This window comes from Corallococcus sp. AB049A, from assembly GCF_003668885.1.
GTDB classification, from domain to species: Bacteria; Myxococcota; Myxococcia; order Myxococcales; family Myxococcaceae; genus Corallococcus; species Corallococcus interemptor.
This window is the reverse complement of record NZ_RAWL01000062.1, coordinates 18,298-28,530: the sequence shown is the minus strand read 5'-3', so window position 1 is coordinate 28,530 and position 10,233 is coordinate 18,298. Positions and strand designations below refer to the sequence as shown.

At 68.1% G+C, this 10,233-nt stretch carries 10 protein-coding genes; 7 read left to right on the top strand and 3 right to left on the bottom strand.

What is annotated here, in order from left to right; translation table 11 throughout:
- The first annotated feature begins 154 nt into the window (after nt 1–154).
- The 5 genes from D7X55_RS09695 (at nt 155) to D7X55_RS09675 (ending at nt 4,865) form a co-directional block, all read left to right on the top strand.
- The gene (locus D7X55_RS09695) at nt 155–592 is read left to right on the top strand and encodes a host attachment protein (RefSeq protein ID WP_120546142.1); all 438 of its coding nucleotides are present in this window, start codon (nt 155–157) and stop codon (nt 590–592) included.
- Between the two features lie 80 nt (nt 593–672).
- On the top strand, nt 673–2,565 hold the full coding sequence (locus D7X55_RS09690) for a methyl-accepting chemotaxis protein (protein WP_120546099.1): 1,893 nt from the start codon (nt 673–675) through the stop codon (nt 2,563–2,565).
- 13 nt (nt 2,566–2,578) lie between these two features.
- A complete protein-coding gene (locus tag D7X55_RS09685; RefSeq protein ID WP_121722900.1) occupies nt 2,579–3,178 on the top strand; it encodes an HAD family phosphatase in 600 nt (199 codons plus the stop codon).
- A 203-nt stretch (nt 3,179–3,381) separates the two neighbouring features.
- The gene (locus D7X55_RS45740; protein WP_121722899.1) at nt 3,382–3,636 is read left to right on the top strand and encodes a helix-turn-helix domain-containing protein; all 255 of its coding nucleotides are present in this window, start codon (nt 3,382–3,384) and stop codon (nt 3,634–3,636) included.
- Nucleotides 3,633–4,865, top strand: coding sequence for a type II toxin-antitoxin system HipA family toxin (locus tag D7X55_RS09675; RefSeq protein ID WP_121722898.1), 1,233 nt, complete (start codon nt 3,633–3,635; stop codon nt 4,863–4,865). Before D7X55_RS45740 ends, D7X55_RS09675 begins: the two co-directional genes overlap by 4 nt.
- Before the next feature lie 5 nt (nt 4,866–4,870).
- Here the strand turns inward: D7X55_RS09675 and D7X55_RS09670 are convergent, their stop codons facing one another.
- Together D7X55_RS09670 and D7X55_RS09665 are read right to left on the bottom strand one after the other, a co-directional pair.
- Nucleotides 4,871–5,521: a glutathione S-transferase family protein gene (locus D7X55_RS09670; RefSeq protein ID WP_121722897.1), complete on the bottom strand. Its 651-nt coding sequence runs from the start codon at nt 5,519–5,521 to the stop codon at nt 4,871–4,873.
- Nucleotides 5,522–5,559: 38 nt separating this feature from the next.
- Entirely contained in the window at nt 5,560–6,171 is a 612-nt protein-coding gene (locus D7X55_RS09665) for an adenylate/guanylate cyclase domain-containing protein (RefSeq protein ID WP_121722896.1), read from the bottom strand.
- 307 nt (nt 6,172–6,478) lie between these two features.
- Here D7X55_RS09665 and D7X55_RS09660 point away from each other — a divergent pair, with 307 nt between their 5' ends.
- A complete protein-coding gene (locus tag D7X55_RS09660; RefSeq protein WP_121722895.1) occupies nt 6,479–7,327 on the top strand; it encodes a hypothetical protein in 849 nt (282 codons plus the stop codon).
- Nucleotides 7,328–7,329: 2 nt separating this feature from the next.
- A complete protein-coding gene (locus tag D7X55_RS42865) occupies nt 7,330–7,965 on the top strand; it encodes a hypothetical protein (RefSeq protein WP_147470065.1) in 636 nt (211 codons plus the stop codon).
- A gap of 101 nt (nt 7,966–8,066) precedes the next feature.
- Here D7X55_RS42865 and D7X55_RS09655 read toward each other — a convergent pair whose 3' ends face one another.
- Nucleotides 8,067–10,145, bottom strand: coding sequence for a S46 family peptidase (locus D7X55_RS09655; RefSeq protein ID WP_121722894.1), 2,079 nt, complete (start codon nt 10,143–10,145; stop codon nt 8,067–8,069).
- Nucleotides 10,146–10,233 lie beyond the last annotated feature (88 nt).

The window sequence follows — 10,233 nt, the reverse complement described above, 5'->3', positions numbered from 1 at the left end:
GGCACGGGGAGTGTTCCCGTTCGTGTTCCCGCTTCCGCGAAGGGGGCGGCGGGCGGGCTGCCTGGCCTCCGCGCGACAGGGAGTCGGCTCGCTGGGGGAAGCTTGCCGGTGGCCGGTGGGGTCCGCATCCCTCAAGAGACAAGGAGGCGTGAAGATGGCGGACAAGAGGCTCTGGATCCTGGTGGCCAACGCGAGTCGTGCCCGGCTTTTCGCCACGGATGCGAAGGCTGAGAAGTGGGACCTCATCGAGCAATTCCAACATGACGAGAGCCGAGCCAAGCCCGTCGACCTGTTCAACCAGGCGGACAACCCCAACGCGGGCACGCTGCATGGCCCGGTGCCGGAGAACGAGCCGGACGGCCGGCGGCAGCTGGAGCACGAGCGCTTCGCGCGGGAGCTGTCCGCCCGCCTGGACCGGGGCGTGGACACGCACATGTTCGACCAGCTGGTCATCGCGGCGCCCCCGGGCTTCCTGGGCCTGCTGCGGGGCCTCTTGAGCACGCGCGTGAGGCAGCGGGTGCGGCTGGACCTGGACGCGGACTACTCCAGCCTGCCCGCACGGGAGCTGCCTGACCGGGTGCCGGTGCTGTAGGCGGCCTGCCGGCCAGGGGAGTATGGGGCCCGGGTTCTGGTATAGGAATCCGGGTCTCCTCTTCTTCGCGCCGGCGTGCCATGCCTTCTTTCAAACTGCCGTCCCTGACCCTGCGTGGCCGGCTGCTGCTGTACATGACCCTGGTGTCGTGCGTGCCGCTGCTCGCGCTGACCGGCTTGCAGGACAAGCTGATGCGCCAGCAGACGGAGGCGCAGATCGACGCCTCGCTGCGCATGGAGGCGGAAGGATTCAAGGACCTGCTGGAGTCCACCCTGGCGGAGCGCGAGTCGAGCGCCCAAAGCTGGGCGGAGGACCCGGTCCTGCGCCAGGCGCTGCGCACGAAGGACCCCGCCGCCAGTGACGCGATGCTGTCGCTGTTGCAGCGGCGCTACCTCACCCTCAACGGCATCGTGCTCTTCAGCGATGACGGCGTGGCGGTGTCCGCCAGCACGCCCGCCCTGCGCGAGGCGTACGCCGGGAGCGCGGCCACCGTGCGTCAGGCGCCGTGGTTCCAGAAGGCGCAGGCCGGCATCACCACCGCGGAGGGCGTGGAGGTGGAGGACCCCATCTACAGCGTGCACGTGCTGCCCCTGGCGGTGCCGGTGATGGACGAGCGCGGCCAGCGGCTGGGCGTGCTGCTCGCCGCGTTCGACTGGGGCCAGGTGGGGGAGCTGGTGAAGCCCGCGCTCGCCCGCGCCCGGCACCGCGGCCACACCAGCTTCGCCCTGGAGCTGCGGGGCACGGACGGCCGGACGCTGTTCGACACGCGCCCCGGCGCGCACGACGACACGGGCCGCGTGGCCGTGGTCGCGGTGAACGGCTCGGAGGTGCGCGACGTGGGGGACGGGTGGAGGTTCCTGGCCCAGGTGGACCCCGACGAGGCCTACGCGCCCCTCAACGGGATGCGCCGGCTGGTGCGGGGGCTGGCCGCCCTCTTCGTGGCGGTCATCGGGTTGGGTTCGTGGATGCTGGCGCGCGGCATCACCCGGCCGCTGCGCGCGCTCAGCGAGGTGGTCCGCCGCGTGGTGAAGGAGGGCGACCTCACGCAGGTGATGGAGGTGAAGGCGGGGCGCGACGAGGTGGGCGAGCTCACCGAGGCCTTCGGCCAGATGATGAAGAACCTGCGCGAGACGGCCACCAGCCTCCAGGAGGGCACGCACGTCCTCAGCGAGACGGTGGCGGAATTGAACCTGGCCTCCGAGGTCCAGGAGCGCAACGTGGCCCGCCAGGCCGCGGCGCTCCAGGAGACGCAGGTGACGGCGCAGGAGATCAAGCAGACGTCGCTCTTGGCCGCGGAGAAGGCGGAGACGGTGCTGGGCGTGGCGGCGCGCGCGGAGGAGGTGGGCCGCGCGGGCGAGGTCGCCATCCGCGACAGCCTGGATGGCTTCCAGGGGCTGCACGAGCAGTCCGGTGAGATGGCCATGCGCATCGTGCAGCTCAACGAGCGCACGCAGCAGATTGGCGGCATCACCCAGACGGTGAAGGACCTGGCGGACCAGTCCAACATGCTCGCGCTCAACGCGGCCATCGAAGCGGTGCGCTCCGGCGAGCACGGCAAGGGCTTCAGCGTGGTGGCGCGCGAAATCCGCAACCTGGCGGACCAGTCCATCCAGGCCACGGAGAAGGTGCGCGACATCCTGGGGGACCTGGGCCACGCCATCATCTCCACGGCGAAGATGACGGAGCAGAGCCACTCCAGCGTCGCGGAGGGTCTGGAGCAGGTGCGCACCAGCGGCGAGCACCTGAAGGAGCTGGCCACCATCGTCCAGGACAACGCGGCGGCGGCGCGGCAGATCGCCGGCGCGGTGAACCAGCAGAACGCGGGCATCGCCCAGATTTTCAGCGCGGTGACGGACCTGTCCTCCATGATGACGGAGACGCAGACCAGCCTGAGGTCCACCACCGGCGCGGCGAAGCGGCTGCAGGACGTGGCCAGCCAGATGGAAGGCGTCGCGCGGTCCTACCGCATCTGAGACAGGAGCCATCGTGTCCGCTGTGAAGGCCGTGTTGCTGGACCTGGGCAACGTGCTGGTGTTCCACGACAACGCGCTGCTCTTCAGGAGGCTCGCGGCGCGGGCGGGGCTGGAGCCTCAGGAGGCCTCGCGCAGGCTCACCGGCGCGGGCTGGACGGCGGCGAACCGGGGCCTGCTGGACGCGGAGGGCATCCGCAAGGACGTCTGCGGAGCCTTGGGCGTGGACCTGCCCATGGAGGAGTTCGCGCCCCTGTGGAGCAGCCACTTCCAGGTGCACGACGCGGTGCTACCGCGCGTGGAGGGGCTGGCGGGCCGCGTGAAGCGGGTGCTGGTGTCCAACACCAACGCGCTGCACGTGGCCTGGCTCAAGCCGCTGCTCCCCGTGCTCCAGCGCTTCGACGCGCTGGTGCTGAGCTGCGAGGTGGGGCACGTGAAGCCGGAGCCGGCCATCTACCAGCTCGCGCTCCAGCAGGCGGGCTGCGCGCCCCAGGAGGCCGCCTTCTTCGACGACCTGCCGGAGTTCGTGGACGCGGCCCGCGCGTTGGGCATCCGCGGGCACGTCTTCACGGACGCGCCCACGTTCGATGCGCAGCTGAAGTCGCTGGGGCTGTGAGCCCGGACTCGGATGGCGACAAATCCATCCGCTCGCATGGATTCTTGCCATGCCGGGCGGTCACTTCGCGATTCCAACTTAGGTTTAAATTGAAATCCATCCGTTCGGATGGATTATAGCGTGTCGGATGGTCAGGTTATGACTTCCAGCCCAAAATCGACTTGAAATCCACTCGATCGAATGGATTTAGAAATGTACGACCTATGGCTCGACCTGAGATCTCTTGGCTTCAACCCCTTGCGGAAGCCGTCCGGACCCAACGCACGAAGCTTCGGTTGACCCAGCAGCAGGTCAGCGTCCTGGCAGGGTGCGGGCCTGTCTTCATCTACGACGTGGAGAGCGGCAGGAAAGCCACTCTGCGCCTGGACAAGCTCCTGGACGTCCTTCACGTGCTGGGGCTTCAGCTGACACTCGAGCCAGGCCAACAACGTCTGCGGGTGAGCGAGCCGACGTCATGATCCACCCGACGCAAGTCGAGGTCGCGGAGGTGTGGCGTGAGTCCACCCATGTCGGCTCCATCACCCGGACCCGCCATGGTTCCATCTTCGAGTACGCGACGGACTTCTTTGAGCAACACAGGGCTGAGCCTGGTGGCATCACGGTCCATCTCCCCTATTCGAGACGTCGTACAGAGACTTTAGGCACCAACCTCCACACCTACTTCGCGGGCCTCCTTCCCGAGGGACTGCGCCTGCGGGTTCTCATGGAGAACGTCAAGACGTCGGAGGATGACCTGCTCAGCCTGCTGGTGGCATCTGGGGCCGATACCGTAGGGGACCTCTCCGTCATTCCTCATGGAGAACCCTTCCCCAAAACAGCGCGCCGAAGAGCGAAATGGAAGCCCGAGTCCGTTCTCTTCTCCGAACTCTTTGCCCAAAGCCTTCCACTCATGGAGGCAGCAAGCCCAGATCCAACAATCCCGGGCGTTCAGGAAAAGATCTCCGCGTCCACCATCTCCTTTCCGGTCTCCTCGTCAGGACAGCGCGACTACATCCTGAAGCTCAACCCGCGAGACAAACCCGAGCTCGTACGCAACGAGCACTTCTTCATGGGCATGGCGAAACAGTGCGGCCTGCGCGTCGCCACCACGAAGCTCATCCATGACCGTGATGGAAACGACGGGCTGCTCGTTGAGCGCTTTGATCGCAGCTGGCTGAAGGCGGAAAAGCGCTTGCGCCGCATCCACCAGGAGGACGCCTGTCAGTTCCTGGATCGCTATACCAGCGACAAGTACCGCATCAAGTGCGCGGCCATCGCCGAAGGACTCCGCGACAACTGCGCCGCGCCCGTTGCCGAGATTGCGCGCTTCCTCCTGCTGCTCTCGTTCAGCTACCTCATTGGAAACGGGGACCTGCACGCCAAGAACGTGAGCATCCTGGCGGATGGGCCCGGAGGCGGGTTCCGTCTGTCACCCGCCTACGACCTGCTCACCACCGTGCCGTATGGTGATCACCGCATGGCCCTACAGTTTGAAGGGCGCGACGACAACCTCCGGCGCGCCCACTTCATCGCCTTTGGCGAGCGCTACGGCGTGAATGCGAAGGCCATCGGCACCCTGCTCGACCAGCTGTGCACCCGCGCGGAGCCCTGGCTGGAGCGCCTGGAGGAGATTGGCTTCGACGCACACCGCACGGACTTCCTGCGGCGGACGATGCGCAAGCGCCTGGACGAGCTCCGCGCCCCCTAGTCCTCCTACCGGTAGCGCGCGAGGGGCGGCTCGCCCTGGGCGGCCTCCGTCCACTTGCGCATGGCGGGCAGGCCCATCACCGCGTCGCGGTACGCGGCGTTCTCCGGGCGGAACGGGACGCCGTAGGTGACGAAGCGGGTGATGACGGGCGCGTAGAACGCGTCCGCGATGGAGAAGGCGCCGAAGAGGAAGGGCCCGCCCTTGCCGTGGCGCTCGCGGCAGCCCGCCCACAGCCCCTGGATGCGCGCGATGTCCGCGTGCACGCCCGGCGCGTCCACGCCCGGCACCGTCTTGCGCGCGGTGAGGTCCATGGGGAGGTTCGTGCGCAGCGCCTGGAAGCCCGAGTGCATCTCCGACGTCACCGAGCGCGCCATCGCGCGCGCCGCGCGGTCCGTGGGCCACAGCTTCGCGTCCGGGAAGGCCTCGGCCAGGTACTCGCAGATGGACAGCGAATCCCACACCACGATGTCGCCGTGCTTGAGCACCGGCACCCGGCCGCTGGGCGAGTGCATCGCGATGAGCGCCGCCGTCTCCGGCGTGTCCAGAGGCACCACCACCTCCTGGAACGGCTGGCCGGTGTGGGCCAGGGCCAGGTAGGGGCGCAGCGACCACGAGGAGTAATTCTTGGAACCAACGACCAGGGTGAGCTCGGACATGGCGCGGCACCATACCGCCGCGCGCCCGGCCACAAGCCTCAACCGTCCGCGCGTGCGCGCCTACGGCCCAGCAGTGAACGCACGCGCGACAGGAGCGCGCGCTCGTTGCGGCCCTCCGCCGGTGTGTCGATGCGGAACACCGCCACCGGCAACCGGATGTTCTTCAACTCGTTGCGGCCCAGCTTGACGGGCGGCGCCTTCAGCCGGCCCTCCAGCTGCGCGGCCACGGTCTCGCTGACGTAGACGGTGCCCGGGCGCGCCAGGGACTCGATGCGGGCCGCCAGGTTGACGCCTTCGCCGAACACGTCGCCGTCGCGGTGCACCACCATGCCCAGGTGCGCGCCCGCGCGGACGGACACGCGCCGCTCGGTGGGCACGGCGCGGTTGCGCGCGTCCACGGCGGCGCGCCACTCCAGCGCGAAGGCCACCGCGGGAGGGCCGGACTCGAACTCCAGGAGGAAGCCGCCCTCCTCCATCCGCTTCACCTCGCGGCCGCCGTGGCGCGCGAGCAGCCCGCGCACCAGCACGCCGTGTTCCTCGTGCAGCGCTTGTTGTAGCGACTCATCTCGCCAGCGTTGACCTGCGGGGGCCTCCATGTCCGTGAACATGATGGCCGACATCGTCCGGGGCTCCGGAGCCTCCACCACCATCGTGCATCCTCCCTCCCCCCGGCGACAGACGAACGAGATGCTACCGCACGACGGGCGCCGTCTCCCAACCACCCCGGGAAGGCGTCCGGACGGAAGACGTTCCGGGGAACGCAACCGTGCGAAGACAGAGGCGGATTCAGGTCCGCATCCCCACGGTAGTGATTTCCTGACGCGACGCACCAAGCACCCGGGAGGTTCTGCCTCACGGTTGTTTTGCACCCGACGCGATGCGGTGGGAGTGCGTCCGATGCGCGTCAGGTGATGGGTGCACGCCACGTCCGCGCCGGCCACGAGAGGGCCGCGGACGATGATCCACTCAGACGAGAAGGTCCGGCAGATGGCGCGCTCGCTGCTGCCGTCGAAGAACCGGGAGGCCGCGCGAGCGGCGCGTGCGCGCATCCACCGCGCGGCCCGCCAGGAGGTGCGGCAGGAGCTGGCGACATGGCTGCGCTTCGGAGACGACGAGCGCGACCTGCCCTCCTTCGCGCCGTGGGAGCGCAAGGAGATTGGCCAGGAGGTGAGGTGGCGGCGCGACGGCGACAAGGTGAAGCCCTTCATCCGCTGGGCCACCGCGCGCACGCGCGAGCTGCGCCGGGAGGATCGCCTGAGCCACGTGCGGAGCCTGCTGCCCCGGGGTGTCATCGGTGAGCACGCGCTGGGCCACGTGAAGTACACGGACGCGTTCGAGGACCCCACCGAGAAGGCGTGGCGCAATCAGTACTGGGTGCGCAGGCACGCACAGCGCAAGGGGGCGCTGTTGGATCGCGGAGAGCAGGCCCAGCTGCTGCGCGCGGTCCTCCTGGAGCCCGAAGGCCACCGCACCTTCAATCGCTTCCTGCGCGAGTGCCACACCCGAGCCTCCACGCCGCACCGGCCGCTGTTGGGCGAGCATGACGTGCTCCCCTTCCTGGACACCCTGAAGCACCCCCGCTGGGGATACGAGACCCCGCCGGCGCACCAGGTGCGCTTGTTCCTCCAGCGCTTCAAGACGCACCGGGGCCACGTCCCCTCCGTGCGGGCCGCGCTGGAGGCGGAAGGGCTGCTGTCGCTGCTCTCCCATAAGGTCAGGCAGAGCAACTCACCAATGAAATCGATAGTGGAAGCGCCTTGCAGGAATGACGGTGCAGTGAAGAAGTCTAGAACAAGAGGAAGCTAAAAATGCGGGATGTCTTGAGTGATGAAGGCGCAGACACGTTCTGGTTCCTTACCAGCTTGCAATTCGACTACGGCCTGCTCGGCTTACACGAGTACGAAGAGCGTATTGAAATCCTCCACTGGCTGTTGGAGAGCACGCCGAGTAACGGTGGCCAACTAGGTGACGATCCTCGCGGGAACCCGGAGCGCGCAGCCAACTCTCTGCGCACAGAGGAGCATAGCGAGCATGTCGAACCACACGCCTCGCAGAAAGAAGCCACGGGAAATGAATCACAGAACCATGAGACAGGTGCACGCCCGCCTGATGAACCTTTCCCTCTACAGCTCATCCCACCAGAGCTTCGTAACCGATGGTGCTTCACCAAGAATGACGACGACTCCTATCCCTCGGTACCGCACGGCCATCTGAACGACAAGACCAACCCTTGGCCCAAGCTCGACCCCTATCAGGGGCGAGCATTCGCCGCTAAGCACTGTGAGGACACTAAGCACAGGCTGCACCGGAGTGAGCTGATCAAGCTCTGGAACAGCCGCAGCTTCCGGGAACATGCACTAGCGACTATCGTTTGGTACCAAGCAGCTCATCCCTACTTCGTTTTTCGGGTTCCTAACCCGCGTCGGCTACCGCGCAAGCGTTGACAATGAATCGTCGCGTTTGACTCTCTCTAGGCGATCGATTCGCGTAACGCTGATGGAGGCGGAAGGACTCTTGTCCTCCCGCCCCCTCGGGCGTCGCCAGCTCAGCGCGCCGGGGCCGCGGACGCCGCCTGCGCGCCCTTCAGCTCGTTGACCACGCGGGTGGCGCCGTAGACGTGCTCCAGCGCGGCCATGATGCCGTCGCCGTGCACCGCCACCGCGCGGTTCGTCTCCGGCACGTAGAGGTAGCGGCCGCCCAGCGACGGCAGGTTGCCGTCGAAGATGAGCCCCACCACCTGCCCGTCCCGGTTCACCACCGGCGAGCCGGAGTTGCCGCCGATGATGTCGTTGGTCGTCGCCATGTCCAGCGGCGTCGCGTCCGGCACCTTCCCCTTCGCCTTCACCCACGGCGCCGGCAGCTTGAAGGGCTCCTTGCCCGTGTCACGCCCGTACGCGCCGCCGAACGTGGTCAGCGCCGGCACCGCCTTGCCGTTGTCGTCCCAGCCCTTCACCTGCCCGTAGTTGAGCCGCAGCGTGAAGGTCGCGTCCGGCGCGCCCGCCGTGCCGTTCACCAGCAGGTACGCCTTCGCCAGCCGCTCGCCGTTGCGCTTGAGCACCGCCTCCACCGTGTCCTCGTAGCGCTTGCGCGACGCACGCGTCTCCGCGTCCACCTTGCGCGCCAGGACGATCATCGGATCCTTCGACGCGTCCACCGCCGCCTTGCCGCCCTCCAGCAGCGCCTTGCGCACCTTCACGTCGCCCAGCTTCGAGCCCTTCACCAGCGCCTTCGCCAGGTCCGCCGGGGCCTCCTTCTCCAGCACCAGCCGCACGAACGGATCATCCGCGCCCAGCGTCTCGCGCAGCTTGTTGAAGCCGAACGTCAGCGTCAGCGCCTCCAGTTCCGCCGGGATGGGCGCCTCACGCAGCAGCCGCTGCCTCAGCGCCGGCAGCTGGCCGTCCGTGTACTCGCGCAGGCGCTCCGCGTTCGCCTTGGGCAGCTCATCCGCCGCGCGCACCAGCGCCTGGGCGTAGGAGAACAGGTCGGAGCGGAACGCGTCCCCCGCGCCCTTCATCCGGTAGTCGTTCATCATCCGGCGCCACACGTCCAGCGCCTGCGCGGTCTCCTCCCACATGCCCTGCGTCAGCGCCTTGGCCTGGGGGTTCGCGTCGATGCGCTTGCGCAGCTCCGCCTCCTCCTGCCGCTTGCGCGCGAGCACCGACGGATCCGCCAGCGTCTCCTGCCGGCCCTTCAGGGCCTTCAGTCCGTTCTCCACGCCTCGCAGGCTGGAGCGCGCCACGCGGTAGCGCTCCGCGGACGCGCTGGTGAACTCGCGCAGCGCGCCGCGCATCTCCGACAGCTGGAGCAGCGTCTGGGGCAGCGCCACGTCGCGCTGGAACTCCAGCTCCGCCACCGTGCTCTTGCGCTCCGTGCCGCCCGGGTGGCCGGAGACGAAGACGAGGTCGTTCTCCTTCACGCCCTCCTTCGCCCACGGCAGGTAGTCCGGGCTCTTGGCCGGCGCGTCGCCCTGCCACACGCGCACGAAGGACACGTCGTAGCCGTAGCGCGGGAAGTTGAAGTTGTCCGCGTCCCCGCCGAACGCCGCCATGGAGAACTCCGGCGCGAACACGAGCCGCACGTCCTGGAAGCGGCGGTACTTGTACAGCTGGTACTTGCCGCCGTTGTAGAGCGTCACCACGTCACACCGCACGTCCGCGCCGGTGGTGCACGCGCCCTCCACCGCGGCCATCTCCTTCTTGAGCGCCGTGTTGAAGGCCGCGCCGGTCAGCCCCTTCGTCGCGGTGTTCATCCGCTCCGTGACGTCCGTCATCTCCACCAGCTGGTTGGCTTCAATCTTGGGACAGCGCCGCTCCTCCTTCGCCGTCTTCGCCTGGAAGCCCTTCGCCAAGAGGTCGTCCTTCGCGGTCGTCAGCTCTTCGATGCAGCTGCGCACGCAGTGGTGGTTCGTCATCACCAGGCCGTCCGGCGACACGAAGCTGGCGGAGCAGCCTCCCGCGAGCCGCACGGAGCCCAGGCGCACCTTGTCCAGCCAGGCCTGGGTGGGCTCGAAGCCGTAGGCCTTCTTCACCTGGGCGGCGGGGAAGGCGTCGTAGGTCCACATGCCCTCTTCCGCCGCGGCGGGGAGGGACGTCAGCAGGCCAAGCGCGAGCAGTCTGCGGTACACGGGGAGTCTTCCTTCGTGGTTGGGGGAAACGGACGGCCGGTCTTGTCAGCGCGGCCGGGCGCGCGTCAACCGCGTGGGACCCGGGGTA

Coding starts and splice junctions, on each gene's coding strand:
- D7X55_RS09695 (WP_120546142.1), top strand. CDS start 155: ATGGCGGACAAGAGGCTCTGGATCCTGGTGGCCAACGCGAGTCGTGCC.
- D7X55_RS09690 (WP_120546099.1), top strand. CDS start 673: ATGCCTTCTTTCAAACTGCCGTCCCTGACCCTGCGTGGCCGGCTGCTG.
- D7X55_RS45740 (WP_121722899.1), top strand. CDS start 3,382: ATGGCTCGACCTGAGATCTCTTGGCTTCAACCCCTTGCGGAAGCCGTC.
- D7X55_RS09675 (WP_121722898.1), top strand. CDS start 3,633: ATGATCCACCCGACGCAAGTCGAGGTCGCGGAGGTGTGGCGTGAGTCC.
- D7X55_RS09670 (WP_121722897.1), bottom strand. CDS start 5,521: ATGTCCGAGCTCACCCTGGTCGTTGGTTCCAAGAATTACTCCTCGTGG.
- D7X55_RS09665 (WP_121722896.1), bottom strand. CDS start 6,171: ATGGTGGTGGAGGCTCCGGAGCCCCGGACGATGTCGGCCATCATGTTC.
- D7X55_RS09660 (WP_121722895.1), top strand. CDS start 6,479: ATGATCCACTCAGACGAGAAGGTCCGGCAGATGGCGCGCTCGCTGCTG.
- D7X55_RS42865 (WP_147470065.1), top strand. CDS start 7,330: ATGCGGGATGTCTTGAGTGATGAAGGCGCAGACACGTTCTGGTTCCTT.